The organism is Fimbriimonadaceae bacterium (genome assembly GCA_019638795.1).
GTDB lineage: Bacteria > Armatimonadota > Fimbriimonadia > Fimbriimonadales > Fimbriimonadaceae > JAHBTB01.
This window is the reverse complement of sequence record JAHBTB010000001.1, coordinates 241,323-266,483: the sequence shown is the minus strand read 5'-3', so window position 1 is coordinate 266,483 and position 25,161 is coordinate 241,323. Positions and strand designations below refer to the sequence as shown.

Below are 25,161 nucleotides of genomic sequence, written 5' to 3'. Positions count from 1 at the left end.
TCTTACCGGCCTGGTCGGCGACTGGTCATGGCGAGTTCCGACGGGTCGGCTCGATCGGACGGCCGCCGAAGGCGCGGACGACTTCGAACGCCGGCGAGTCGGGCGAGACATGCACCGGCCGGCCCGACCTCACCGCAAGTCGGGCGAGCCTTTCCATGTTGCCGCCCGCTTTCACCCACGCCAGGCTGATCTCCTGTGACAGGCCTGCCACAAGCCGGTCGCGCACCCGGTTGGCGTTCGGGTGGAAGGGCTTGAACGGATGGACGGCGCTGACGGCAAGGTCGGTGCGGGCGTCGAACTCGAACCGCCACAGTCGCGCGGCTCGGAACGGCTCCTCCTTCAGACTGTCGCCCAGCACCGAGAAGAACCCGGCGTCAAAGACCATCGTCCGGGGCGCCCCCCAACGCAGGGGTACGACGGCGGTGCGCTGGTACTCCGGCGTGTCATGGCTGCTGACCAGCGTCCGTCCCTGCAGGACACCTTCTTCGGCGATGGCCTCGGCTTTCGCGAGGGCGTCGCTTGGCGCGCCGCGGGAAAGCAACACGCTGAACGTCCGTGACTCCAGCAAGGCGGTGTTGCCGTAGAGGTAGAGGACGCCGGGAGGGTCGGGGTCGATCGCCTCGATACTGCGGGGATAGTGGGCGTCGGCGGCGGTGACCAAAGTGATCCCGAACGGGTCCAGCTTGGCCAAGAGCGACTCGGCTTCTTCGATCCAGCCCCGGGGCGAGGCGCACCAGGCGGCGGCGGCCTTGGCGGTGAACCGGTATTCCTCGCGGAGGGCGGCCTCGCCGACCTTCAGGAACTCGGCGGTCGTCCGGCCCAAGAGGTCGTTGCGGGTCAATGTCCGGGTGACTGTCTTCCCCCCGACACCAGGGGTCAGGGCGAGGGCAAGGGTGAGGGTGCGGCGGGGGACGGGCTTCATGTGCCGACTCGCCGCGCCGCAGACAGCAGATTCTCGACGACGCGGGGGCCGAGCGACTCCAGGACGTCGGTGACGTGGCCGTGCTCCAGGGTTTCGCCGCCCAGCCCGGCGGCCAAGTTGCTCACAATGGTGAGGCAGCCGTAGGGCACCCCGGCCTCGCGGAAGGCGACCGCTTCCGATCCGGCGGTCATGCCGACGACGTCGCCCAGCCGGGCCATCGCGACGATCTCGGCCGGCGTCTCGTACCGGGGGCCGTTGACGTTCACGTAGACCCCGCCGACTTTGACATCGTCTTGGGCGAGTGCCGAGGCCAGGGGGAAGCATGAGCCCATGTCCACGTGGTTGACCTCGAGGTCAAAGAGGGTGAGGTTCCGTCCGGAGAGGTCGACGAGGTCCGTGCACGCGAGCATGCTGCCGACGCCCACCTCCTTCTTCAGCGACCCGACCGCGGCGGTGGCCAGGCATCCCTTCACCCCCAGCCGGCGGAGAGCGTGCGCCATAGCCCGGTAGTTCACGGCGTGGGGTGGCAGCTTGTGCCCGGCCGAGTGGCGGCTGACCAAGGCCAGGGTCAATCCCTCCCACTGGACCAACCGGCCGCGGGCGGACCCGAAGGGAGTCGGCAACAAGAACGGGGTGCCTCCCAGCCCGGCCAGACGAGAACCGACGCCAGTCCCCCCGATCAATCCGACGTCAGCGCGAAGCACCCCCGGAGCTTACCGCGCCATAATCCGGCATGCCCCAGAGCATCGCCTTCCACGGCGCGGCACAGACCGTCACCGGTTCCAAGCACTTGATCACCGCGAACGGGAAGAAGATCCTTGTCGACTGTGGGCTGTTCCAGGGCAGCCGCGAACTCCGCCAACGGAACTGGCAACCTTTCGCCTTCGAGCCCCGTGACCTTGACGCCGTCGTCCTGACCCACGCCCACACCGACCATATCGGGCTCCTGCCCAAGCTGGTCCGCGAGGGGTTCCGCGGCCCGGTCTACGCCACAAAGTCGACGCTCGGCCTGTGCAAGGTCAGCCTTCCTGACAGCGGCAGGCTGCAAGAAGAAGAGGCCAACTACCATAACCGGCACCAGACCAGCCGCCATGGTCACGCCTTGCCGCTCTACACCGAGGCCGACGCCTACGAGGCGCTGAAGCACATCGTCCCGGTCCACTTCTACGACTTCAAAGACCTGCCCGGCGGTGCGACCTTCCGGTACATCCCCGCCGGACACATCCTAGGTTCGGCCTTCGCTGAGATCTACTTTGACAATGGCGAACGCATCTTGATGGGCGGCGACCTGGGGCGCTACGACCGTCCGATCCTGAAAGACCCCACGCCAGTCGAGCACGCCGAGTACCTGGTCGTCGAAAGCACTTACGGCGACCGGCTTCACGGGCAGGGTGACGCAAAGGAGAAGATCGCCGAGATACTGGACCGGGCCTGGCGTGACCAGAGCGTCGTCCTCGTGCCGTCGTTTGCGATCGGTCGGACCCAAGAGATGCTGTGGTATTTCAACGAGCTTCACAAGGAGGGCCGGTTCCCCGACATGCCGGTCTATGTGGACAGTCCGATGGCGACGGCCACGACGCTCCTCTACATGGAACCTGGGGACGACGTCGACGACGACCTGCACGTCGACCTGACCGAGGGCAACAGCCCGTTCCGCCGCGACATCGTGCAGTTCGTCCGGGACCGCAACATGAGCAAGTCGCTCAACAACGCCCCGGGGCCGTTCATTGTGATCAGCGGCAGCGGCATGCTGACCGGCGGGCGCATCACCCACCACCTTCTCGCCCATGTCGGCGACCCGTCCACGATCGTGCTCTTCACCGGCTATCAGGCCGAAGGCACGTTGGGGCGCGACCTGTTGGAAGGTGCGCCGACCGTCCGGCTCTTTGGACACGACGTCGATGTCAGGGCGTCGGTGGAAAAGCTGGACATGCTGTCCGCCCATGCCGACTATCAAGAGATAATGAGGTGGCTGTCGAACTTCAAAACGGCTCCCCGACGGACGTTCATCGTCCACGGGGAACCGTCGGCCCAACTGGCGCTCCAGCAGAGGATCAAAGACCAACTGGGCTGGGAGACGGAGATCCCGGCGCAGGGACAGTCCTTCGCACTCTGACCGATGCCGCGACCTGTCGTTCTCGGCAACAACCGGCTCACGGTGGCGATGGACCGCCGCCACTCCGTCCGCGACCTCTTCTATCCCGAAGTCGGTTGTCCCAACCACCTGTCGGCTCACAAGGTCCGGCTAGGCGTGTGGGTGGACGGGCGGTTCGAATGGTGTGACGAGGGGGCGTGGGAGTGCCACCAGGCCTACCGGGTCGGCTCGCTGGTCGCCGAGGCCCGGCTCCACAACTCCGCCTTGGAGTTGGAGGTGACCATCGTCGAGACGGTGCACCCGCACCACGACTGGTGGGCCCGCCGTCTGACCGTCCGCAACCTCGCCCGGTGGCACCGCGAGGTCCGGCTGTTTCAGACTCACGACCTGCGGATCAACGAGACCGACATCGGGGACACCGCCTTTTATCACCCTGGCCTTGGCGCGGTCGTCCACTACAAAGACCAGGTCTACATATCATTTGGATTCCAAATGGACGACGGCCGGGCGATGGACCAGTGGGCCTGCGGCATGAAGGCGTTCAACGGGTTCCTGGGAACCTACAAAGACGCCGAGGACGGTCATCTGAGCGGCAAGCCGGTCGAACAGGGCAGCGTTGACTCGACAATGGGGATCAGCCTTCCGATCGGCCCTGGTGATTCGGTACCCTTATGGGTTGTCACCGCCGCGGCCACCGAGGCGCCCCACATCGAGCGTGAGCACCGCGCCCTCGTCGGGTCGTTGGACGACGACTGGTTTGCCTGCCGACCGGTGACCGTCCCCGCGACTGGGTTGGGCGGACCCGTCGACCGCCTGTGCGCCCAGAGCCTGGAGATCATCGAGGCCCACTACGCCAAGGAGGGTGGGCTGGTGGCCAGCCTCGACAGCGACATCATGCAGACCAACCGGGCGACCTACGGGTCGGTATGGTTCCGCGACGCCAGCGTCGCGGCGATGCAGTGTCTGGAGAACGGCCACACCACGTGCGTCCAAAACTTGATCGCCTTTGGCCGCGACATCTTGGGGGACCAGGCCGACCGCTACAAGCCGTACTTTCTGCAGAAGTATCTGCCCAGCGGGAGCGTCGCAGCGAGTTGGCATCCCTGGACCACCGAGGAAGGCCCCGAGGTGCCGTTCCAACAAGACGAGACCGCGCTCTACGTCTCGATGTTGGCCAAGGGGGCCAAGGACGACCCTGCCTACGTGCCGCTCGTCAAGGCGTTGGCCCAGTTCATGCTCGACCACCGGGCCGACGACGGCTTACCGCTGCCCAGCTGGGACTTGTGGGAGGAGCGTCGGGGCGTCCATTTCTGGACCACCGCCACGGTGGTCGACGCCTTACGGGACGCGGCCGGCTACCTCGCCGCCCACGACCGCGGGTTCGACCCGGAGGAGTTGCGCGCCGCCGCCGACCGGATGCGCAGCCAGGCGTCCGCGCTCTTCACGAGCCCAGTGACCGGGCGTCTGGCCCGGATGTTTGTCCGTCGCGACGGCGCCAGGGCGACCGTGGACGACACCCCCGACTCCAGCGTCCTCGCCGGGCTCCTCAGACCCTCCTTTTCCCAAGACCTGGAGCTGCTGCGCGACACCGTCGCGTGGGTGGAAGCCGACCTCGGTGTGAAGTCGCCCGTCGGGGGCGTGGCGAGGTATGCCGGGGACTACTATTTTCGGCAGTCGGACGACTATCCGGGTAACCCGTGGGTCATCTCCGCGATGTGGGTGGCTCAGGCCCGGGCCCGGCTGGGAGACCTAGTCCAGGCGAGGAATTGGTTGGACTGGGCGGTTGCGAGGGCCGAGACGACCTACGTCCTGGCCGAGCAATATCACCCGGAGACAGGTGAGCCGCTCAGCGTGAGCCCGCTCCCATGGAGCCACGTCGAGGTACTCGAGACAGTGCGGCTGTGTCAGGTCCGTTCGGCCGGCGACTGACTCATCTTGACCGCGGAGGGGGTCTCCATGCAGGCCCTTTTCGCCAGTTGCAGGCGTCCCTCTTCGGTGCCGCCCTTGACGATGTAGGCCATGCCCATGCCGCAGTACCAGCCGACGTGTTTGCCGTCGACGTACATGGGCTTCAGGCCGGTCTGGATTTCGGTGGCATGGTCAAACCAGTTGTTGCTCTCGCGGCCGTAGATGACGTACTCGTCGCCGCACATCGTCACCTTCCAGGCGATCCAGTCCTTCCCGTGGCTCGCTCCGGCGATGGAGGCGTCGAGCCCGGCAAGGCGGATCTCGGGGACAGGGAGGCCGGTGCCGCTGGCCAGCCAGTCGCGCACGGCCCGCGGCTCATGGACGGTTGTCTCGATCGCGACGGCCGGCGTGCTGACCTCGTCGATGCGGGGCGCCCGGGCCAGGACGAAGACGACCGCCAGGCATGCGGCGGCGGCGAGGCCGGCCGTCCATGTGGCGACGCGGTACGTGCGGGCGGGACGCCCCGGACGGACCACCACTTGGAGCCGCGCCTGCAATCGTTCGACGGGCACGGGCTCGGCCATGGCCGCATCGCGCAGCTGGACGCGAAATGCCCGGAACTGCTCCAGTTCGCGGCGTGCCTGGTCGGACGTGGCGAGGGCTTGCTCTGCCTGGGCGCGGGTGGCCACGTCCATCGAGCCGTCGTCATAGGCCTGCCAGTCAAACCGCGTCATGACCGGGCCTCCTGGGGGTCGCCAAAGGTCGAGTTGAGGCGGTCGCGCAACAGGGCACGGGCGCGGAACAGCCGCGAGCGCACCGTGCCGACGGGCACGTCCATCACGTCGGCGGCCTCCTCGTAGGAGAGTTGCTCGACGTCGCATAGGTGGACGGTGTCGCGGTAGATGTCGGGCAGCCGGTCAAGCTCGGCCAAGAGTTGGTCGGCCTCGAGTTTCCAGGCGAGCTTGTCCCAGAACGGGGCTTCAGCAACCTCACCGGCCTCGGGTTCGTCCAGGCTCGTCGTCGGCTTGGCGCCACGGAGGGCCATGAGCCTTTCATTGCGCAGGATGCGCACCAGCCAACTCCGGAGGTGACGGCCGTCGAAGCGGCTCCAGGCTTGGTACGCCTTGACCAGAGCGGTCTGGACCAAGTCCTCCGCCTCTTCGGACGTGCACCCCATGCGCCGCGCCACGCGATAGAGCACGGGTAGCTCGTCGCGCACACTGGACTCGAAGTCCCGGGGCCGGGCAAACAGACTCATTGGTTGCCGCTGGTCACGGACGCCCACCATTGTCGGCAAAGCGATTGTAATCGCCACTGGCATCCACAATGGATTCTAACCCGTTCTGGTTCCCAGTCCTGCCCAAACGACGCTTCTAAACAGGCACAATGAACCGTGCTCGCTCCCCACACGCGCGTCCGTGTCACCGCGCCCCTTGTCGTCGCCTGGCAGGACGCCCTTATCCATCAGGGGTTGTCGCACCAGTGGCGCATGTGCGAGGAGACGGGCCGGACGGAAAACTTTCGCCGCGTCGCCCGGGGAGAGAAGGGCGGTTTCGCCGGCCGGTACTACAACGACAGCGACGTCTACAAGCTCGCCGAGGCGGCCGCTTACGCGCACGCCCTGACGCCGGAGCCACACCTCAAGGCCATCCTCGACGAGGCACTCGGCTTGGTCGAAGGGGCCCAGCATGCCGACGGTTACGTCGGCACGTTCATTTCTCTGGCCCACCCCGACAAGCGCTATCTCTGTCTGGCGGCGAAGCACGAGATGTATTGCATGGGGCACCTCTTGGAGGCCTGTTGCGCCGCGGAAGAAGTCCTCGGCGGCGGGCGGTGGCAGGCATTGGGCGAGAGTGTGGCCGACCACTTGGTGTCCACCTTCGGGCCGGGCCGACGGCGGGGGTACGGGGGGCACGAGGAAGTCGAGATCGGCCTGGCCCGCACGGCCAGGCAGTTCGGGAGGCCGGGCGACCTGGAACTGTCCCGGTGGATGACCGACCAGCGGGGGACACGCCCGAGCCCCTTTGAGGACGAGATCAACGACCCGGTTTCTCTCGCCTTTGCCCCGACGCTGCCCACCATCTGGTGCGACGCAGGGAAGTACGACGGCTCGTACGCCCAAGACGACAAGCCGCTACGGGACCAGACGACCGCGGTCGGCCATGCCGTCCGCGCCATGTACCAGTACTGTGGCGCGATGGACGTCTACGGCGGCGACGACACGGGGCTGAGCGAGGCGCTCCTCCGCATCTGGTCGTCCTTGACCGAGCGGCGGATGTATGTCACCGGCGGCATCGGCTCGAGCTTTGCCAACGAAGGCTTCACCACCGACTTCGACCTGCCGAACCGCACCGCATATGCCGAGACCTGCGCGGGGATCGGCCTGTGCATGTGGGCCGCCCGCATGGGGGCCGCCTTCGGTGACGGCAGGTTCTTCGACATCTTTGAGCGTTCCCTGTTCAACGGCGTCCTCTCGGGGATGGACTTTGCCGGCACGGCTTACCATTACGAAAACCCGCTGGAGTCCGAGGGGGACCACATCCGCCAGCCATGGTTCGATTGCGCGTGTTGCCCGCCGAACATCGCCCGGTTTATCCTCTCCCTCGGTCGATACTTGGTGTCGTGGGGAGGAGGGACCGTCTCGGTGGACGTGCCCCTCGCCATGGAGGCCCAGGCCGAGATGAGCGGGGTCCCCGTCAAAGTCGTCGTCGAGTCTGAATATCCCCACAAGGGAAGTGTCGTGGTCCGGGTGCACCCGCAGTCACCGGTCTACGGCACGCTCCGGGTGCGAGTGCCCGGGACAGCGACCACGTGGTCGTGCCCCGGGCACACCCATCCCGCCCACGGCTACCTTTCGTGGACAAAGGAGTGGAAGGACGGCGACGAGGTGGTCCTCGATTTGGAGCTTCGGCCGGAGTTCCTCCGGTGCGACCCGCGCGTCAATGCGAACATCGGCCGCGTCGCCGTCCAGCGCGGCCCGCTCGTGTACTGCCTGGAGGAAAAAGACCTCGGCGCCCGCGTCCAGCGGTTTGTCGTCGATGAGTCGGCCGGGTTGACGGAATCGTCCGACGCAGACCCCCGCGTGGGTCACCGCCTCCATGTCCACGGCGCCATCGACGCGGCGGACTGGCATGGCCCGCTCTACCAGGCCAAGGCACGGCAGATGATGCCGGTCACCGCCGCCCTCGTGCCCTACGCGACGTGGGGCAACCGAGGGCAGGGATCCATGCAGGTTTGGTTGGCGGCCGGGCGGGCCTGACCTGAGGTCAGGCTACTGGCAAGCCTCGCATTCCTCACCGTTGCGCATCGCCTCGATCGAGCAGGCGAGACGCTCGGCCTCGGTGTACGTCTTCTTCACCGTCTCACCGTCGAGAGTGAAGCCGTCTCGCGCCGACTGGTCGGCCTCGGCCGCGTCGGCCACCGTCGATGTCTTCTGCTTCTGCACGGCCACGGTGGCCTTTTCGATGTTCGAGGCTCCGAGAGAACGGAGGTAGTACGTCGTCTTCAGACCGGTGCGCCAAGCCAGGCGGTACGTGTGCGAGATGGTCTTCATGTCGGGCCGCCCGATGAACAAGTTCACCGATTGGGCTTGGTCGATCCACTTTTGGCGGCGGGCCGCCGCCTCGACGATGAAGTTGTAGGGGATCTGGAAGGCGGTGAGGTACTTCTGCTTGAGTTCATCGGGGATTCCCTGGACATGTTCGAGTTCGCCGTCGAAGTACTTGATCTGGTCGACGATCTCTTTGGTCCAGAGCCCACGGGTCTTGAGTTCCTTGACCATGTACGGGTTGACGACCACGAAGTCACCGCTGAGGTTCGACTTCACGAACATGTTCTTGTAGACCGGCTCGATGCAGGGGCTGGTGCCCATGATGTTGGCGATCGTCGCGGTGGGGGCGATGGCGAGGACGTTGCTGTTCCTCATGCCTTGGGCCTTGATCTTGGCTCGCAACGGTTCCCAATCCAACTTGCCGCCGCGCGGCACTTCGACCGGCACCCCTCGTTCGCGCTCCAGGATCTCGAGGGTGTCTTGGGGGAGCAGGCCCCTGTCCCACTTGGACCCCTTGTACGAGGAGTACACACCCCGTTCGGCGGCGAGGTCTGAGGACGCTTCGTAGGCAAAGTAGGCGACGGCCTCCATCATCTCGTCGTTGAACTCCACCGCCTCGGGCGAGGCGAAGGCGACGTCCTTCTTGTAGAGGGCGTATTGCAGGCCCATGACGCCCAGACCGACGGGTCGGTGCCGCACGTTGCTGGTCTTGGCCGCTTCGGTGGGGTAGTAGTTGATGTCGATGACGTTGTCGAGGGCGCGCACCGCGACACGCACGGTCTCGCGAAGCTTGGCGAGGTCCAGGCTGCCGTCGGCCCGCAGGTGGCTGTCGATGACGATGCTGCCAAGGTTGCAGACGGCGGTCTCCTCTGCACTGGTGTTAAGGGTGATCTCGGTGCAGAGGTTGCTGCTGTGGACGACGCCCACGTGGTCTTGTGGTGACCGCAGGTTGCAGGGGTCCTTGAAGGTGATCCAGGGGTGGCCGGTCTCGAAGAGCATCTTGAGCATGGCCTTCCAGAGATCGAGGGCTTCGATCCGGTTACCGTAGATCTCGCCTCGGGCGGCCTGCTCCTCGTATTCCAGGTAGCGCTTTTCAAACGCGGCCCCGTAGAGCTCGTGCAGGTCTGGTGTCTCGTTAGAGCGGAACAGCGTCCAATGCTCCCTGGCCTCCATACGCTTCATGAAGAGGTCGGGGACCCAGTTGGCCGTGTTCATGTCGTGGGTGCGCCGCCGTTCGTCGCCGGTGTTGCGCCGGAGCTCAAGGAAGTCGAAGATGTCGTTGTGCCAGCTCTCCAGGTAGGCGCAGCCCGAACCGGCCCGCTTGCCGCCCTGGTTGACGGCGACGAGCTGGTCGTTGTGCATCTTGAGAAACGGAATGACGCCTTGGCTCTCGCCATTGGTGCCCTGGATATAGCCGCCGGTGCCCCGGACGCTGGTCCACGACCCGCCCAGGCCACCCGCCCACTTGCTCAGAAAGGCGTTCTCGGCGATACCGCGCAACATGATGCTCTCGATACTGTCGTCGACCTTGTAGAGGTAGCAGCTGGAGAGTTGGGAGCGCCGGGTGCCGGAGTTGAACAGGGTCGGGGTGGACGAGCAGAACCGGCGTGATTTGTACATGTGGTACAGCTCGACGGCCCGGTCACCCTTGTCGGCGTCGTTCTTGAATAGCCCCATGGCGACGCGCAGCCAGAACATCTGGGGTGTCTCAAGCCGTTTGGGGTTTTTCGAGTCGGTCTTGTCGGTGATCAGATAGCGGTCGTAGAGGGTCTGGACGCCGAGGAAGTCAAAGTCGAGGTCGGCGGTGGGGTCAAGCGCGTTGGCCAGCTTTTCGAGGTCGTAGTCGAGGACGTCTTCGCTGAGTCGGCCGATCTGGACGCCGCGCTTGAGGTAAGCGGGGAAGGCGCGCCGGTGGGCGTCCTTCAGCTTGTCGACGCCGTCGCGGACAATGTTCCAGTCAAGACTCTCCTCATAGATATAGGTGAGGAGGATCCTTCCGGCAAAGAAGGCGAAGTCGGCGTCGCGCTCCATCAGACTCTTCGCGTTGAGGACGATGAGCTTGCGCAGGTCTTGGAGCGGGATGTCCTGGCTGACCGACCGCCGGAGCTCGACCTCGATCTTTTCGGCGCTGAGGGACAGGTCGAGGCCGATCATCGCGTATTGGATGCGGTGACGCAGGTCCTCGCCGTCCCAGAACGCGGTGGAGCCGTCCTCGTCGACGACGCTGATCAAGGCGAACTGGTCGTCGCCCCGGCTGGGTTTGGCCAGTTCCTGGGCGCGCATGATGGCGCGTTGGGCGCGGTAGACGATGTAGGCCTCGGCGACCTTGAAGTGGCCTCCGCGCATCAACTCCTCTTGGACGAGGTCCTGGACGGTCTCGATGTTGACGTAGCTCTGACCGATCGTCAGCACACGCTCGCCGACCGACCGGGCGACGTGGACGGCAGGCTCGCTGTTGATGCCTTGGGCAAGGAACGCCTTGCGCACGGCGATCTCGACTTTGTCGGTGCTCCAGGGCACGACCATGCCGTTGCGCCGGATGAGCTTGACCTCGGCGGCAGCCTCCTTACTGCTGGGGATGTTGGCGCGCTGGGTGACCAGCGATTTGGCGACGTCGAACGCACCCGCTTCGACCAGCACGGCCTCGATCAGGACGCTGAGGTCGTACTCGCTGATCTTGACGGTGTCGCCGCTGAGCCCGGCGAGTTTGGCGACGACTTGTTCGGCGATGCTCTGGGCGAAGGCGCGGTTTGTAGGGGTGTCGACCTCCTTGTCACCACGGACCAGGCTGACAGCGGCCATGGCGTCGGCGACGATGTCGCCGACTTCGGCGACCTGGAAGTCGCGCTCGGTCTCGGGCCCGACGACACGGACGGCCCGGTCCATGGTCAGTTGGCGGGCGATCTCGTCGCCCCAGCGCGGGGTCGGGCGCTCGCCGGCGGTCAAAAGCGCGGCGCGCTTCAGCTCCAGATCATGCTGCGTGTTGCTCATCTGCAATTCCTTCCTTGGCCCTCTTGTCACGGGTGGCCCGGAGACGCCGTGGCCCGCCTCGCCCTATGGGGAAAAGCCGGGCGCCAGGTCGGCACCGCCCTCGCCACCTTGACCGTCAATGGTCAGGCGTGTGACGCGGCCGCTGTCCCAGGAGCCGCGCCATCTTGTGTTCGAGACGACGAGAATACACAAGATGATGCGGTTGCCCGCGATTTTCTTTTTCCACTTGTTCTACTCCCGGATGGGGGTAACTGGTGCCTTCACCGAGGCGGTGCGGCATGGAGAGTCTGGCACAAATGTCTACTAGTTTGCAACGCGTGAAACGGATTGGTGCCACCGGGTCGGGGCGTCACCGTCACTTGACGACGCGGGCCCAGACGATGAGGTCGCCTCGCTTGGCCTTGTCGACCACGTCCATCCCTTTGACGACCTTGCCGAAGACGCAGTACTTGCCGTCAAGGCGCGTGTTCTCGGCCAGGTTGATGAACCATTGGCTGTCGCCCGAGTTGTCGCCGGGTGACTCGAGGGCCATGCCCACCGTGCCCCGGGCGTGGTGTCCGGCCCCCTTTTCGAAGGGCACGGTCTGGCCGCTCCCGCCGTCACCCAGCCCCTGAGTGGCCGACATCAGGCCGGGACGGGCGGCGGCGTCTTCGGGGAACCAGCCCCGCGACTTGCTGTCGCCCGACTGGAGGACGAAGCCTTCGACGCGACGGTGCAAAAGGATGCCGTTGAAGAAGCCTTTCTCCGTGATTTCCAGGACGTGGGCCGCGGTCTTGGGAGCTTGGTCGGCAAAGAGCTCCATGGTGAAACGGCCGCGGTCTTGGACGAGGAACTCGACGCGCGGGTTGGCGACGGCGATGGTCAAAGCGGCGGCCGCCCAAGTGAGCATGCCGCGAGTCTACATCACTTCGCGGCGGTCTCTTCCAGTTGGGCGAGACGGGCGGCGAGGTCGTCGGCAAGGTCTTCGGCCTCGTGCTCTTTCTGCTCGGCCTCGACGCGGCTGACCAGTGTGCCGAGCACAAACCCTGCGGTCAATCCGACGATCAAGAATCCTATCCCGCGACCCATCGTGGACTCATTTTGACCGATGCCGTCGAGGGCGGGCCGGGCAGGGTCTAGAAAGGCAGGATCGGGTCGGCGGTGTGGAAGTGGGTGTTGTCATAAAAGGGGAGCTTCATCTCTTGGGCGTACCGCGCCCCTTTGGCAAGGACATGGTGGGCGCCCGCGTTGATCGGGGCCCCGTAGGGGATGGTCGCTTCCTTCCTTTCGGCGACAAAGAGGGGCTCCCGGGCCCCTTTCCAGAAGAGGACGGTGCGGTAGATGACAAGGCGGCCGCCCAGGGTCGGAACGGGAAACTCGTGGGCCTGCGAGACGACCGCGTCGATCTGGTCTAGTGACCCCCTCGTCATCCGCTTGAAGGGGCCCTGGCCTTCGCGCCGCCAGTAGGTGCGTTGGCGCAGGTCGATCGTCATCCGCTCGCTGCTCAGGGCGCCCCACACGCCAGCGAAGCCCACGAACGCGCCGACGTTGCCCCAGTAGCCGTCGCTGAACCCCAAGAACCCGCCGAGAAAGGCGCCGAACCCACCGACGACGCAAGCCAGGACAAGCCAGTCGTACCAGAGCGGGGGCGCGAAAACCAACCGCTTGTTCTCGCCCCAGAACCGACCGACCAAGGGGGTCTCCAGGCCGAACTTGGACCGGGCCCACGACCGACCGGTGTGCCCCTCGGGCCCGCGCGGTTCTCTCCCCAGCATCCTGCGGGGATCTTACCGGCACCGAGACAAGAAGACTCCCCGGCCCCGTGAGGGGGCAGGGGAGTCATTCGCTTTGTCCGCGCGGCGACCTAGTCGTTGCGGTTCTGCGGGGTCAGCTTGGCCCGTTCGGGCTTGACGGCCGACTTCGCGGCGGTACCCTTCCAGACCTGGCTGGAGGCGGGCCGGTGGTCACCATTGACCACAACCGGGGCGGTCAGTTTGGTCTTGGCCGGCTTTGCGGGCCGGGCGGGTGCCGCGGGCCGGTCGGTTGACCGAAACCGAGGCGCGTCAGCCTTGGCGGCCGGCTTCGCCGTGCGGTGGGCCGGGACCGACGCCGGGGCCGAGGCCGCCGGGGTGTCGTCGCCCTCCGACGAACCACCCTCAGCGGTGTTCTCAGCCGACTCAGGCAGGTAGGAAGAAATCGCGCCCTGGATGTCTTCCTTGCTGGGAATCGGCATCAGGTCGGCGTTCTCGGTGATCGTGCCGAACAGGACGGCCAGCGCGCGGCGGGTCTTCTGGTCGGTCGGGTTAAGGTCCTTGCCAAAGGCGAGGTAGTGCGTCTTCTGCTCGATCTCGTCAAGCATCTTCAGCGACTCGTCGAACTTGTCCTGGACCGACTCACCGTCCTCGCCCGGCTCGCTCAGGTAGGCCATGAACGAGTCACGCAGGTGGGCGGCGACTTCGTCGGTCGTCGCCGGGTCTTGACCCGCCAAGATGATCGTCTTGAACTCCTCCGCGTTTTCCTCGATGAACGAGTCGAACGTGGTGTCGAGCTTCGAACTAGTCTCGGTGGCGAAGCTGTGGAACTGCTCCTCCAGCTTGTCCTCAAGGTTTGTCCGATACTCGGGGAGCTGGGCCATCGCCCACTCCGGCGCCTGTTCGATGTAGCCGGGGATCTGCTCCTTCAGGTAGTTGGACGCTTGTTCCTGCAGGCCGTCGAGCCGCTGCATGATCATGCCCTTGGTGATCTTGGCCGCTTCCTTCGGGGCCAGGTTGCTGGCAAACCCGTTGGCGATGCCGCCGAGGACGCAGGCGACGGCAAGCACAAACGCGCTGCCCCAGACCTGGGTCCCGGCCAGGGTCCGCTTGGTCGCACCGAGCTCGTCGCTCAGGTAGTCCTGGGCGGTGTAAGCGCTTTCTTCGTACTGGTTCTCTTCCATGCGGTCCTCGTGGTTCTCGTGGTTGTCACCGTTGAAGTTCATGTCGTCGCTCACTTGCTCACCTTCACTTTCTTTGCGCTGTGGAACTGCGTCGCCTCAAAGCCGGTGCCGACGTTCTGCTGGTCGGGGCGCATGTTCTGGATGTCTTCCTTGAAGAGGTCCAAGACGAGCACGGCCATCTCCCAGCCCGGCTCCACCCCGGCCAGGTTCTCCCGCTCCTCCTCATGGATGGTCATGAGGTTGCGGTGGATGCTCTGGAGGGCCTCCTGGTGCTTGGCGAAGAGCTCGGTGTTGGCAAAGCTGGCTTCGCGCTTGCACGACTCGGCCAGGTTGTTCAACAACCGCTCGATCTGTTCGTCGGTCGCCTCAGGGAACATTTCCTTCAGCTTCGCTTCCTTGGAGCGCAGCATCGAGACGAACGTCTCGTTGAGGACGTGCTCACCTCGCTTCGGCAAGTTGGACTGCAGAGTCTCAAACTCGGCCATCGCCTTTTCGGCGACTTCCGGCAGGCGGCTCTGAACATGGTTCATGGCCTGCTGGATTTCCGGTTTGACTTCCTCGACGGTCTGATTGACAAGGTCTTGCACCACGGGAGCGACGTCGTTCTTGAGTCCTTCCGTGACCTCAGCGATGTACTGTTCTTGGCGCGGGCCCTGTTGGGTGAGGCCCTTGACGGCACCATCGACCGTGGCGATGGTGGCGGCGATGACGAAGACGGTCGCGCCGAGCAGGCTCCAGCGCCACCACTGAAGTTGCTTCTTCAGATTCTTGAGTTCCGTGATCTGTGTCGTTTCAATGCCTGAGTCCATTTGAACCCTCCTTGGCCCTACGTCTCTGGAGGAACCCCACCGGGGAACGGCCGCCCTGACCGTCCCACGGTTTCGTTGATCCCCAAGGGCATCCTCCAGCCCTGGCATGATCTTCGGCCAGCACAGACACCGGCCAACATGGTTGCCGGGCAAAACCTAGTAAGGGTATTGGGAAGGGCCCTAGGGGGCGCTTGGGGAGGCGGGGACCGGGAAGAGGCGGACTGATTCTTTCACCCGGGCCGGCACCGGTGTTCCGGCGGTGGCGTGGATGTTCGAACCCTTGAACACGCCGCGCAATTTGTCGTCGACACTGCCGACGACGCTCTGGATCTCGCCCAGTGCCTTGGTGGCGAGGACCAAGTCGACGCCGGTCAGTTTGGAGAGGTCGCCATGGAGGAGGCCGGCGACGGTGTCCTGGGCCTGGGGCTTGTCACCCTTGGCCTCCAGCCGGTCGGCCACCTCGCGGGTGTCGTGCAGGCCGAGGACGTCGGAAAGCCGCTTCAAGTCCACCGGTCCCGACGGCGCGGTTCCGGTGGACTGGGCGACGAGGTCCTTGAGGACCTGTTGGCCCTCGGGCGTCTGCCACAGCCGGTCGACTTTGGCGGCGTCACGCCGCCCCGCGGTGTTCGCTTGGGTCAACTCGTAGGTGCCGTCGTCAGAGGCGGAGAGCTTGACGGCGGTGCCGTCCGGGGCCTTGAGTCCAGTCACCTCGATCGCGAGCCGTGCCGGCTGGTTGCTGAACGCCGAGAAGACGCTGGCTCCCCGCGACCGGGTCACCTTCCCCGTCGCCTTGGTGCCGGCCGGGACAAGGACCTCTCCCTTCACCTTGAGCGGGCGGGCGAGGACCAGTTCGACGTCGGTGCCCTCCGCCGACCCGCCGGAGTCCAGGGCGGTAAGAAGGAGCAGTTCGACCTTGGTGCCCTTGGGCAGGCTGACCGCCTGGGGGCCGGCCGGCGCCTTGGGCGCCGTCGGCTTGGGGGCGAACTTGGTGGCAAAGACGACCGCCCCGAAGACAAGCAACACGGCAGAACCGAGGACGAACGCCTTGACCCGCGCCATCTGTCCTCTTTAACGTGCGGGGGCGTCGCCGGGATTCATGGTGTCACCGAGAGGCCCAGAGCCCCGACAGGCCGCCGCCGCCGTCGTTGGTGACCATCGCGTTGCTGGGGACGAGGCGGCCCAGGCTGCCGTCCGCGTACAGGCACATGATCGTCCGACCGTGCCGGGCGGGGGTCTTGTCGTCTTCGAAGACGCCGTCGGCGGTGTCATAGAAGGCCAAGTGGGTCACGTACTTGGTCTTCTCGTCCCACGTGAAGTTGCTGTTGTCCCACCCGACGAGAAAGCCGTTGAACGGGACGACCTCGGACTTGCTGTTCTGGAAGTCGACCGGCGCGAAGGTCTTGCGCGCCCCCATGTTCGCGGTCTCGGTGACCAAGACCGTGCTTTCGGGGCGGGCGACCTCTTGTTCAGGGCGGGTGGCAAGGGGGCCGTACATCCCATAGGTCAGATCGGCCTCGCCGGGGCCGTCCTTGGTCTGGGTGTGGATGTGGGTGGCCTCTTCCTTGCTGGCCGCCGGGCACGTGAACGTGCCGTAGCTGGACATGTATGCGGAGACGGTGCTCGCCCAGACGATCGGCTTGCCCTTGTCAAGGTACGGGGTCTGGTTGTCCCCCTCGACGTAGAGAGGGGGGTAGCGGCCGTCATACACCTCGGCGTAGCCGATGACGGCCTTGCTGATCGCGCTCAGGTTCCGTTTGCAGATCGTGCGCTGGCTGTCCTCGCGCATGTGGTTGTAGATGGGATAGCCGAGGGCGGCGAGGACGACAAGGATCAGGGCGATCCAGCGGAGGTCCTTGCCGCTGATGTAGTCGGAGCCGCGCGGCTTGGAGCCCTCTGGCGCGTCCGGGTCGTAGGCTTCGGTGGCCAGGATCACGCTCGGGGCGTCCCCTTGGCCGGCTTCTTTTCGGCGACCTTCGGCTCGGGGCCCTCGATAAAGTCGAAGGCGACAAGGGCGTCCTTCAGCTTGGATTTGTCAAGCCGGACCCTGCGGTCTTTCTCGGTGACGGGCACCATCCCCATCCGGATGTCGGCGGGCTTGACCCCCTTGGCGAAGAGGATCAAGGAAGAAAACTCGTCCGCATTGAACTCGCCGCCGGCCAGGGCCATCGCCTTGTCAAGGGCGCCGGGCATGACCCAGAAGTTGGCCAAGGCCTGGTTCTTCATCGCGACGAGGAACTGCTTCTGCCTCTCTTGGCGGGCGTAGTCGCTGTCGTTGTGACGGAAACGGACGAAGCCCATCGCCTTGTAGCCGTTCAGCTTTTGCTCGCCCTTCTTGAGGTTGATGAACAAGTTGCCGGCCCGGTCGGTGTACTTCATGTCCTTGTCGACGTCGACCGTGACTCCACCCAGCATGTCGACGATGTTCTGGAACGCCTCAAAGTTGATCGTGGTCGTCCGGTCCACCTTGATGCCGAGCAGGGCCTCCACGGCCTCGGTGGTGAGGGCGTCGCCGCCGTAGGCGTGGAACGCGTTCATCTTGTGGACCTTGTTGTCGTAGGTCGAGAGGTTGAACTCCAGGTCACGGGGCACCGACAATGCGGTGATCTCGTTGTTGGCGAAATCGAGGCGGGCGACAAGCATCATGTCGCTGCGCGCGTTGGCGTTGGTGACCTTGGCCCCGCCCGTGGTCAGGTCTTCGTCGCAGCCCAGGACGAGGACCGTCAAGTGGTCGAGGGGCCCGTTCTCACCCCGGAAGGCCTCGGCAGGCGGCTTCGGGTTGAAGGTGAAGACCTTACTGACGATCTTGCTGGTGACGCTTCCGGACTTCAGCCAGGCGAAGACGGAGAAGACCGCGAGCACGAGCACGAGGCCAAGCACGTAGAACGTCGTCCCGACGACCTTTTTCCATTTGACGGGCTTGGAAGCGCGCTGCATTGAAGCTGTCCAGAGTACCAGCCGGACCCACTTGGGCCATGGGCGGTGCCTCGGAACCTCATAACGGACGGGGCAGGGAAATGGTTTCCGGCACCGACGGCCCTCCCACGGCGTATTCTTGTGACGTGGCACTGTCACGCGGACAAAAGGCGTTCACCATGATCGAACTCCTGGTGGTGGTCGCGATCATCGCCTTGCTTGCCGCCCTGCTGTTCCCGGTCTTCGCCCGGGCCAAGGCGGCAGCCAAGAAAACCCAGTGCCTGAGCAACCTGAAGCAGATCGGCAGCGCGCTCCTGCTCTATATGGGCGACTCCGACGACCGGTTTCCTTGGGCCGTCGACCCGATCGACAAGGTCCGCTCGGAGATTTGGTCGGAGTACCCCGACTTCCAGTCCCAGATCCCTTATATGCCGTACTTGCACGAGGCTGTCCAGCCTTACATCAAGAGCAAGGAGGTCTTCCACTGCCCGGCCGACTCGGGCACCAACGTGCTTGACGACCGGCCGTTCATCCCCTTCCAGACCTCGCCCTCGATGTACCAGACCTACGGCACGTCGTACTTCTTCCGGACTGAGATCGCCTTCAAGGCGTTCAGCCAAGACCGCTTCCAGTACCCTGCCGACGTGAACGTCCTGATGGACGCCGGCGGACACTGGCACGGCGACGGCGGCGCGATGACCGCGAACGAGAGCGAGTTCTTTTTCGGCCTTAAGCTCCGCGGGTACCGTTACAACACGTTGTACGGGGACATGCACGCCAAATCACTCTCCTTTGACCAGTTGCAGAAGGCCTGGCTGACCGAGCTGTGACCCTTCGTCCCTACGGAGTCGTCCAGCGCGGGAGGCTGGAACTCGGCCTCGAACTCGAAGTCATCGACGGGACCATCGTCTCCCTGGGGCCCCAGACCGGCATGCCCGACCCGTATGTCCTGAGCCCCGCTTTCGTCAACGCCCATTCCCACCTGGAGTATCGGGGGATGCTGGGGCGGATCGACGACCCCGAGTACGTGGGATGGATCCGCACGGTCACGCGGATGAAGACGGAACAGTCGCCCGAAGAAGTCGAGGCCGACTGCCTCTTGGCCGCCGAGGAAAACGTCGCCAGCGGTGTCGCTTACGTCGCGGAACACAGCGACCGACCCGGTGCGGCGGCGGCGATGCGGTCTTGTGGGCTAGACGGCGTGGTGTTCCAGGAGGTCATCACCTTTCTGGAGCAGAACGGGCCGGAAGCCCGTCTGGCGAGGGCCGAAGAGCGGCGTGTCGCCGCCTCCCACAGTGTCGACAAGGCGTACTTGAACCCCCATGCCCCTCACACTGTCGACGGTGCGACCCTTGGCCTGTTGGCGGGGCTGGGCACTCCGCTCAGCGTCCACGTCGCCGAGACGGTGCATGAGAGGTCGTTTTGGGAGTCTGACGACGGGCCTCTGGCCGAGGTGTACCGGGCGCATGCGGTACCACGGCCGTGGCGGGGGCGCTTGTTGGACTATTTGGCGGCGCAGGGCGTGATGCGGCCTGGTGTCCAACTGGTGCACTTTTGCGACGCCGACGCCCAAGACTTGGGCCAGGCCGCCGAGGCGGGGGTCGTCGTGGCCCATTGCCCCCGCTCAAACGAGCGGCTCCAGTGCCCACGGGCGCCGGTTCGGGAGATGTTGGACGCGGGGATCTTGGTCGGACTCGGATTGGACTCGGCGGCGTCTTCGGGGCCGGTGGACATGTTCGCCGAGATGCGTGCGGCCCTGGAAGTCTCATTACGGCGGTCTCGACTGGTGACGGCGGAGGAGGTCTGGGACATGGCGACGACGATGGGGGCCCGGTCGCTTGGCCAGGACGATTGGGAGATCAAACCCGGCGCAAAGGTGCCTTTAGTCGCCCTTGACCTCGCCGGTTGCCTGACCACTGACGAAATGGTCGGGCGCGGCGGGCCAGAATCGGTGTTGTGGCAAACCGCGAGCGGCTCGAAGACCTCTGGGTGATGGTCCGGGCCGTGCCTGCCGGACGGGTCGTCGGTTACGGCGCCCTCGGCGCGGCGGTGGTGCCCCCGGTGTCCGGATTGGTGGTGGGACATTGGATGGCCTCATGTCCGCCCGACGTGCCTTGGTGGCGGGTGGTGGGGGCGAAGGGGAACCTCCCGGTCTTCAAGCGCGGGCCCGAGTTCGGGGTAGAGCAGCGCAAACGGCTGGAGGCCGAGGGAGTCGTCTTTGACCAGGAAGGACTGGTTGGACGTGGCCACTTCGTCTGGCCCGGCGACCTCACTTGACGCGGTGCGGCGTCAGGCGCGGGCATAACGTTCGACCAACTGGCCCCACGTCCCGGCGCTGATCGCGTCACGGATTTCTTGCATCAGCCGGGCATAGAACCAGAGGTTGTGCAGCGACGCCAGCCGCGGGCCAAGGGCCTCCCCAGCCTTGAAGAGGTGCCGGATGTAGGCCGCCGAGTAGCGTTCCAGGGGAGGGAAGACCGAGCCCTCGTCGAACGGCCCCATATGGTCCTCCCACTTCTTGTTGAGGGTGTTCACGCGGCCTGGCAAGGTGTAGAGGGCATGATGTCGCGCCATCCGGGTGGGGAGGACACAGTCAAAGAGGTCGATCCCACAAGAAACGGCGTGGATGATGTCGGCGGGGTGGCCGACGCCCATCAAATAGCGCGGCTTGTCGGCGGGGAGGAGGGGCGTGGTCAGGGCGACGACGGGGTACTGCATCTCGGTCGGTTCGCCGACGCTGACCCCTCCGACGGCGAAGCCGTCGAAATCCTGCGAGGAAATGAAGTCGGCCGACTCGCGGCGCAGGTCTTCGTGGACGCCACCCTGGACGATGCCGAAGACGGCCTGGCCCTCGCGGCGGGCGGCGAGGTTGCGGGGTGCCCACCGGTGGGTCCGCGCCATCGCTTGGGCGGCCTCGTCGCGGGTGCAGGGGTAAGGAGGGCACTCGTCCAGGGCCATGGCAATGTCGACCCCGAGCCGGCCCTGAATCTCGATCGAGCGCTCGGGCGTGAGGAACATCTCGGTCCCGTCGAGGTGCGACTTGAACCGGACGCCCTTGTCCGATATCTTGCGCATCGAGGAGAGGGACATCACTTGGTAGCCGCCCGAGTCGGTGAGCACCGACCCCCGCCAACCCATCAGCCGGTGCAGGCCGCCGACACGCTCGACCAGGTCGGAGCCGGGCCGGAGTTCCAGATGGTAGGTGTTGGCCAGGACCTGCTGGTACCCCATCGCCTCCAACTCCTCGCAACTGACTCCCTTGACGCTGCCTTGGGTGCCGACGGGCATGAAGGCGGGGGTCTCGACGGTGCCGTGGGGCGTCGTCAACCGGCCGCGGCGCGCCCCGGTGACGGGGCACACCCCCAGCAACTCAAATGAGACCGCCATCAGAACTTGACGCCGACAATGTACTGGATCTGGTTCAGACCCTGGTTGTTGCCGTCGGTGCCGCCGTTCGACATGTGCCACCAGCGGATTTGGGCGAAAACGAGGTCGTCGCCGCTGGCCCAGCTGGCCCCGATGCCGATGGTCGGCGTCGAATTGAACAACGAGTCAAGGTCGCGGGTCGACCGGTCGCTGTAGCAGAACCCCCAACCGACTTCGAAAAACGTGTCGACGCCCTTGAACCAATGGTTGTGATAGCGCGCGCTGGCGAGGACCCCGTAGGTGTGCAACCCGTTGACGGGGATGTCCTCGAAGCCGCCGCCCTTGGTGAACATGTAGTAGCCCTGGGCCACAAACTGACCCGGATGGCCGAAGAGTTTGAGCCCGTTCCAGGGCATCGCGAGGCCGACCGTGTAGATGCCGCCTCGCCGGATGTCCTCGCTACCCAGCACTGGCTGGCCGAAGCCGGCACCGGCACTGAAGAACCAGTAGTGCTCCTTGCTCGGGTCGCGGCCCTGGGCCGAAGCGGCCGAGACCAACAACACCGACGAGGCTAGGGCCGCCTGACGCCAAGACATACGGGGTCGCAGGCTACCCAAAGCCAGCCCGGGTACCCTGGCCGACCCGGACCCCCGAAGCTGCCCTCCGGCCCTCTCCGATCCGCCCTCCCCCCGAAGCCTCTGACCATGCGCCGACTGCCGACTCTTGTCATTGTGGGACGCCCCAACGTGGGCAAATCCACACTCTTCAACCGCCTCGCCGGACGGCGGGTCGCGGTGGTCGAGGACCAACCCGGGGTGACACGGGACCGGCTGTACGCCGAAGCGGAGTTTCAGGGCCGCCGGTACCGGATCGTCGACACAGGCGGCATCCTCTTCGGCGACGACGACCCGCTGGTCGAGCAGATCCGGGTGCAGGCGGAGGTGGCCCTGGCCGAAGCCGACGCGGTGCTGTTCGTCGTCGACTCCATGGAGGGCCTGAACCCGGCCGACTGGGACCTGGCCAAGCGGATGCGCGGGTTCAGCAAGCCGGTCCTGCTCGTCGCCAACAAGACGGACAACCAGAACCTGGAGCACGTGGCCCAGGAGTTCCACGCCCTGGGACTCGGCGACGTCTTCCCGATCAGCAGCATCCATGGCAGCGGGTTCGAGGACTTGTTGGTCCACGTCTTCCAACTCATCCCCGACCTTGGGAAGGGTGACACGGCCCCGGAGGAGGAACTCCGGGTCGCCATCGTCGGCCGGCCGAACGTGGGGAAGTCGTCCCTGCTGAACGCCTATTCGGGCGAGATGCGGGCCATCGTCAGCGACATCCCCGGCACGACGCGCGACGCGATCGACACCGTCATCGAGTGGAAGGGCCGGCACGTGCGGCTGATCGACACGGCGGGCATCCGGCGGCGCGGCAAGGTGCAGGGCTCGGTCGAGTACTACATGGTCCTGCGCGCCCAGAAGGCGATGGAGCGGGCCGAGGTGGCGCTCCTCGTGGTGGACGGCGTCGAGGGTCTGACCGACGGCGACAAGCGTGTCGCCAAGACGGCCCACGAGATGGGCAAGCCGCTGGTGATCGCGGTCAACAAATGGGACATGCGCGAGCCCCCCGACGGAAACCTGGGGCGCAACACGCCGATCAAGAAAGACTTTAAGAACAACATCTTCCGCGAGATGCCCGAGATCAATTACGCTCTGGTGCGGTTCACTTCGGCCAAGGAGTCGTCGGGGTTGGACGGCGTCATCAAGGCGGCCGACCAGGCCGTGGCCGCGTCGTGCTTCCGGGTGTCGACGGGGGTCTTGAACCGGCTGGTGCAGGACGCGACGTTCGACAAGCCGCTGACCCGCAAGGGGCGGCCGATGAAGGTGCGGTATGTGACGCAACCCGAGACGAAGCCGCCGACGTTCATCCTCTTCTGCAACGACCCCGAGTTGATGCACTTCTCGTACTTGCGGTACCTGGAGAACCAGATCCGCAAGGCGTTCCCGCTCGAAGGGACGCCGGTGCGGCTGGTCCCGCGGCCGAGTCGGGAGAAGTACGAAGACCGGGATTGATTCAGGCCTGGTGGTGTGGGCTTCGACATGCTGAAGTCTACGGTCTGCTCTGGGGAGGCCAAACCTCGCGAGATCGGGCGTCGCCGCGGCGAGCGCACTCCATGTCAGCCTAGAAAGTCCCAAGGGCGAGCCTGGTCCGGGTATCTTTCCACTCCGCGCCTGCCGGGACTCTGGCTCCGGCATAGCGCGACCCGATAATCAAGACGGCCTCGCAGGCCCGGGCGGCGCGACCCTCACCCAAAAAAAGGGGGCGACGCGACCGGAAACCGCCCGGATCAGACCGAAAACGAGGCTCTCACGATAGGAGGACTATGCTTCCGGGAATCTTAGGCACGAAAATCGGCATGACGAACGTCTTCGGTGAAGACGGTCGCATGATCCCGGTCACCGTCATCGAGGCGGGGCCGGTCTACGTCACCCAGATCAAGACGCCCGACAAGGACGGCTACAGTGCCGTGCAGGTCGGTTTCCAAGAGATCAGCGACAAGAACCTCACCTTCCCCAAACACGGCCACCTCAAGAAGGCCGGGGTGAAGAGCAACCTGCGCCACCTGCGTGAGTTCCGCGTGGAGAAGCTGGACGGCTACGAACTCGGCCAAGAGATCAAGACCGACATCTTCAGCGAGGGCGACGACATCGACGTGGTCGGCACCAGCAAGGGCCGCGGCTTCGCCGGCGGCGTCAAGCGCTACCACTTCAAGGGGCAGCACATGACCCACGGCTACATGACCCACCGCCGTCCGCTCAGCTCGGGCGCCACGGGGCCGCAGCGCGTCTTCAAGGGCACCCGCAAGCCGGGCCACATGGGTGACGCGACCGTGACCCAGCAAGGGCTGAAGGTCGTCAAGGTCGACGCCGAGCGCAACCTGATCTTGGTCAGCGGCAGCGTCCCGGGCGCCAACGGCAGCCTGGTCACCGTGCAGAAGACGAAGAGGGCGAACTGACCATGGCCACACTCGAGATTAAAGACAAGAAGGGCAAGGTCGTCGGCAAGCACAACGTCGCCGACGCCGTCGCCAGCACCCAGGTCAACAAGGGCACGGTCCACCGCGTCGTGGTGACCGAAGAGGCCAACGCCCGCCAAGGCACGCAGAGCGCCAAGACGCGCAGCGAAGTCCGGGGCGGCGGTCGCAAGCCCTATAAGCAGAAGAAGACCGGCAACGCCCGCCAAGGCACCACCCGCGCGCCGCACTGGGCGCACGGTGGCATGGCGTTGGCGGTGAAGCCGCGCAGCTACAGCAAGAAGGTCAACGTCAAGGAGCGGCGCCTCGCCACGATCGCGGCGTTCGCCAGCCAGGTGGAGGCAGGGAACGTGGTCGTCGTCGACACCATCGCTTTCGCGGCTCCCAAGACGAAGGACGCCACGGCGTTCCTTGCCGCGGTCGGCGTCAGCGACGTCAAGCGCGTCCTGGTGGTCCTGACCGAGCACGACGAGGCGACTTACAAGAGTTTCCGCAACATCCCCGGTGTCGAAGTTCGCACCGCCCCCAACCGGGACGGCAAAGGCGAACCGTTCAGCACCCGGGACCTGCTCTTGGCGCGCAAGATCGTCATCAGCCAGGACGCCCTGAAACGGGCGGAGGCCACGTGGACCGGCCAGGAGGCAAAAGCGTGAAAGACCCGCACGACA

General features: G+C 65.5%; 24 protein-coding genes. 9 read left to right on the top strand and 15 right to left on the bottom strand.

Features of this window, described 5'->3' with window-relative positions; genetic code table 11:
• Window positions 1-25: 25 nt before the first annotated feature.
• The gene (locus KF857_01305; GenBank protein ID MBX3110619.1) at window positions 26-922 is read right to left on the bottom strand and encodes a hypothetical protein; all 897 of its coding nucleotides are present in this window, start codon (window positions 920-922) and stop codon (window positions 26-28) included.
• A complete protein-coding gene (locus tag KF857_01300) occupies window positions 919-1,626 on the bottom strand; it encodes an MTAP family purine nucleoside phosphorylase (protein ID MBX3110618.1) in 708 nt (235 codons plus the stop codon). Before KF857_01300 ends, KF857_01305 begins: the two co-directional genes overlap by 4 nt.
• A gap of 29 nt (window positions 1,627-1,655) precedes the next feature.
• Here KF857_01300 and KF857_01295 point away from each other — a divergent pair, with 29 nt between their 5' ends.
• Window positions 1,656-3,038 carry an MBL fold metallo-hydrolase gene (locus KF857_01295; GenBank protein ID MBX3110617.1) on the top strand — a complete coding sequence of 461 codons (1,383 nt, stop codon included), beginning with the start codon at window positions 1,656-1,658 and terminating at the stop codon, window positions 3,036-3,038.
• Window positions 3,039-3,041: 3 nt separating this feature from the next.
• On the top strand, window positions 3,042-4,946 hold the full coding sequence (locus KF857_01290) for a glycoside hydrolase family 15 protein (GenBank protein ID MBX3110616.1): 1,905 nt from the start codon (window positions 3,042-3,044) through the stop codon (window positions 4,944-4,946).
• Here the strand turns inward: KF857_01290 and KF857_01285 are convergent.
• Together KF857_01285 and KF857_01280 are read right to left on the bottom strand one after the other, a co-directional pair.
• Window positions 4,922-5,659 (bottom strand): hypothetical protein, encoded by a 738-nt coding sequence (locus tag KF857_01285; protein ID MBX3110615.1) that lies wholly within the window; start codon window positions 5,657-5,659, stop codon window positions 4,922-4,924. The genes KF857_01290 and KF857_01285 overlap by 25 nt on opposite strands.
• Window positions 5,656-6,246 (bottom strand): sigma-70 family RNA polymerase sigma factor, encoded by a 591-nt coding sequence (locus tag KF857_01280; protein MBX3110614.1) that lies wholly within the window; start codon window positions 6,244-6,246, stop codon window positions 5,656-5,658. The genes KF857_01285 and KF857_01280 overlap by 4 nt, the downstream gene beginning before the upstream one ends.
• Before the next feature lie 72 nt (window positions 6,247-6,318).
• Here KF857_01280 and KF857_01275 point away from each other — a divergent pair, with 72 nt between their 5' ends.
• Window positions 6,319-8,184 carry a glycoside hydrolase family 127 protein gene (locus tag KF857_01275; protein ID MBX3110613.1) on the top strand — a complete coding sequence of 622 codons (1,866 nt, stop codon included), beginning with the start codon at window positions 6,319-6,321 and terminating at the stop codon, window positions 8,182-8,184.
• 12 nt (window positions 8,185-8,196) lie between these two features.
• On the opposite strand, the gene KF857_01270 is transcribed toward KF857_01275, so the two are convergent.
• The 9 genes from KF857_01270 to KF857_01230 all read right to left on the bottom strand — a co-directional run bounded on the left by KF857_01270 (window position 8,197) and on the right by KF857_01230 (window position 18,123).
• Complete coding sequence (locus tag KF857_01270; GenBank protein ID MBX3110612.1) at window positions 8,197-11,466, bottom strand: ribonucleoside-diphosphate reductase subunit alpha; 3,270 nt, start codon at window positions 11,464-11,466, stop codon at window positions 8,197-8,199.
• A 355-nt stretch (window positions 11,467-11,821) separates the two neighbouring features.
• A complete protein-coding gene (locus KF857_01265; protein ID MBX3110611.1) occupies window positions 11,822-12,355 on the bottom strand; it encodes a peptidylprolyl isomerase in 534 nt (177 codons plus the stop codon).
• Between the two features lie 14 nt (window positions 12,356-12,369).
• Window positions 12,370-12,534 carry a hypothetical protein gene (locus tag KF857_01260; protein MBX3110610.1) on the bottom strand — a complete coding sequence of 55 codons (165 nt, stop codon included), beginning with the start codon at window positions 12,532-12,534 and terminating at the stop codon, window positions 12,370-12,372.
• A 47-nt stretch (window positions 12,535-12,581) separates the two neighbouring features.
• Complete coding sequence (locus KF857_01255) at window positions 12,582-13,220, bottom strand: hypothetical protein (GenBank protein MBX3110609.1); 639 nt, start codon at window positions 13,218-13,220, stop codon at window positions 12,582-12,584.
• A gap of 89 nt (window positions 13,221-13,309) precedes the next feature.
• Window positions 13,310-14,434 carry a hypothetical protein gene (locus KF857_01250; GenBank protein MBX3110608.1) on the bottom strand — a complete coding sequence of 375 codons (1,125 nt, stop codon included), beginning with the start codon at window positions 14,432-14,434 and terminating at the stop codon, window positions 13,310-13,312.
• A complete protein-coding gene (locus KF857_01245) occupies window positions 14,431-15,189 on the bottom strand; it encodes a hypothetical protein (protein MBX3110607.1) in 759 nt (252 codons plus the stop codon). Before KF857_01245 ends, KF857_01250 begins: the two co-directional genes overlap by 4 nt.
• A gap of 180 nt (window positions 15,190-15,369) precedes the next feature.
• Complete coding sequence (locus tag KF857_01240) at window positions 15,370-16,248, bottom strand: hypothetical protein (protein MBX3110606.1); 879 nt, start codon at window positions 16,246-16,248, stop codon at window positions 15,370-15,372.
• Between the two features lie 43 nt (window positions 16,249-16,291).
• Window positions 16,292-17,122, bottom strand: coding sequence for a hypothetical protein (locus KF857_01235; GenBank protein ID MBX3110605.1), 831 nt, complete (start codon window positions 17,120-17,122; stop codon window positions 16,292-16,294).
• Window positions 17,119-18,123: an LCP family protein gene (locus KF857_01230; GenBank protein ID MBX3110604.1), complete on the bottom strand. Its 1,005-nt coding sequence runs from the start codon at window positions 18,121-18,123 to the stop codon at window positions 17,119-17,121. Before KF857_01230 ends, KF857_01235 begins: the two co-directional genes overlap by 4 nt.
• Window positions 18,124-18,248: 125 nt before the next feature.
• Between KF857_01230 and KF857_01225 the strand changes: the two genes are divergently transcribed.
• Genes KF857_01225 through KF857_01215 form a run of 3 tightly spaced genes read left to right on the top strand, consistent with a single transcriptional unit; the run spans window position 18,249 to window position 20,379 of the window.
• On the top strand, window positions 18,249-18,932 hold the full coding sequence (locus KF857_01225; GenBank protein MBX3110603.1) for a prepilin-type N-terminal cleavage/methylation domain-containing protein: 684 nt from the start codon (window positions 18,249-18,251) through the stop codon (window positions 18,930-18,932).
• Window positions 18,929-20,095 (top strand): amidohydrolase family protein, encoded by a 1,167-nt coding sequence (locus tag KF857_01220; GenBank protein ID MBX3110602.1) that lies wholly within the window; start codon window positions 18,929-18,931, stop codon window positions 20,093-20,095. The genes KF857_01225 and KF857_01220 overlap by 4 nt, the downstream gene beginning before the upstream one ends.
• Complete coding sequence (locus KF857_01215; protein ID MBX3110601.1) at window positions 20,059-20,379, top strand: MGMT family protein; 321 nt, start codon at window positions 20,059-20,061, stop codon at window positions 20,377-20,379. The genes KF857_01220 and KF857_01215 overlap by 37 nt, the downstream gene beginning before the upstream one ends.
• Before the next feature lie 12 nt (window positions 20,380-20,391).
• On the opposite strand, the gene tgt is transcribed toward KF857_01215, so the two are convergent.
• Complete coding sequence (gene tgt, locus KF857_01210; GenBank protein ID MBX3110600.1) at window positions 20,392-21,489, bottom strand: tRNA guanosine(34) transglycosylase Tgt; 1,098 nt, start codon at window positions 21,487-21,489, stop codon at window positions 20,392-20,394.
• A complete protein-coding gene (locus KF857_01205) occupies window positions 21,489-22,064 on the bottom strand; it encodes an acyloxyacyl hydrolase (protein MBX3110599.1) in 576 nt (191 codons plus the stop codon). Before KF857_01205 ends, tgt begins: the two co-directional genes overlap by 1 nt.
• Before the next feature lie 108 nt (window positions 22,065-22,172).
• Between KF857_01205 and der the strand changes: the two genes are divergently transcribed.
• The 3 genes from der to rplD all read left to right on the top strand — a co-directional run bounded on the left by der (window position 22,173) and on the right by rplD (window position 25,146).
• Window positions 22,173-23,531, top strand: coding sequence for a ribosome biogenesis GTPase Der (gene der, locus KF857_01200; protein ID MBX3110598.1), 1,359 nt, complete (start codon window positions 22,173-22,175; stop codon window positions 23,529-23,531).
• A 311-nt stretch (window positions 23,532-23,842) separates the two neighbouring features.
• Entirely contained in the window at window positions 23,843-24,475 is a 633-nt protein-coding gene (rplC, locus tag KF857_01195; protein ID MBX3110597.1) for a 50S ribosomal protein L3, read from the top strand.
• A 2-nt stretch (window positions 24,476-24,477) separates the two neighbouring features.
• Complete coding sequence (gene rplD, locus KF857_01190) at window positions 24,478-25,146, top strand: 50S ribosomal protein L4 (protein MBX3110596.1); 669 nt, start codon at window positions 24,478-24,480, stop codon at window positions 25,144-25,146.
• The last annotated feature ends 15 nt before the right edge of the window (window positions 25,147-25,161 follow it).

Excerpts from the sequence above, each read along its gene's own strand:
- KF857_01305 (MBX3110619.1), bottom strand. The coding sequence starts at position 922 with ATGAAGCCCGTCCCCCGCCGCACCCTCACCCTTGCCCTCGCCCTGACC.
- KF857_01295 (MBX3110617.1), top strand. The coding sequence starts at position 1,656 with ATGCCCCAGAGCATCGCCTTCCACGGCGCGGCACAGACCGTCACCGGT.
- KF857_01290 (MBX3110616.1), top strand. The coding sequence starts at position 3,042 with ATGCCGCGACCTGTCGTTCTCGGCAACAACCGGCTCACGGTGGCGATG.
- KF857_01285 (MBX3110615.1), bottom strand. The coding sequence starts at position 5,659 with ATGACGCGGTTTGACTGGCAGGCCTATGACGACGGCTCGATGGACGTG.
- KF857_01280 (MBX3110614.1), bottom strand. The coding sequence starts at position 6,246 with ATGCCAGTGGCGATTACAATCGCTTTGCCGACAATGGTGGGCGTCCGT.
- KF857_01270 (MBX3110612.1), bottom strand. The coding sequence starts at position 11,466 with ATGAGCAACACGCAGCATGATCTGGAGCTGAAGCGCGCCGCGCTTTTG.
- KF857_01265 (MBX3110611.1), bottom strand. The coding sequence starts at position 12,355 with ATGCTCACTTGGGCGGCCGCCGCTTTGACCATCGCCGTCGCCAACCCG.
- KF857_01260 (MBX3110610.1), bottom strand. The coding sequence starts at position 12,534 with ATGGGTCGCGGGATAGGATTCTTGATCGTCGGATTGACCGCAGGGTTT.
- KF857_01255 (MBX3110609.1), bottom strand. The coding sequence starts at position 13,220 with ATGCTGGGGAGAGAACCGCGCGGGCCCGAGGGGCACACCGGTCGGTCG.
- KF857_01245 (MBX3110607.1), bottom strand. The coding sequence starts at position 15,189 with ATGGACTCAGGCATTGAAACGACACAGATCACGGAACTCAAGAATCTG.
- KF857_01240 (MBX3110606.1), bottom strand. The coding sequence starts at position 16,248 with ATGGCGCGGGTCAAGGCGTTCGTCCTCGGTTCTGCCGTGTTGCTTGTC.
- KF857_01230 (MBX3110604.1), bottom strand. The coding sequence starts at position 18,123 with ATGCAGCGCGCTTCCAAGCCCGTCAAATGGAAAAAGGTCGTCGGGACG.
- tgt (MBX3110600.1), bottom strand. The coding sequence starts at position 21,489 with ATGGCGGTCTCATTTGAGTTGCTGGGGGTGTGCCCCGTCACCGGGGCG.
- KF857_01205 (MBX3110599.1), bottom strand. The coding sequence starts at position 22,064 with ATGTCTTGGCGTCAGGCGGCCCTAGCCTCGTCGGTGTTGTTGGTCTCG.
- der (MBX3110598.1), top strand. The coding sequence starts at position 22,173 with ATGCGCCGACTGCCGACTCTTGTCATTGTGGGACGCCCCAACGTGGGC.
- rplC (MBX3110597.1), top strand. The coding sequence starts at position 23,843 with ATGCTTCCGGGAATCTTAGGCACGAAAATCGGCATGACGAACGTCTTC.
- rplD (MBX3110596.1), top strand. The coding sequence starts at position 24,478 with ATGGCCACACTCGAGATTAAAGACAAGAAGGGCAAGGTCGTCGGCAAG.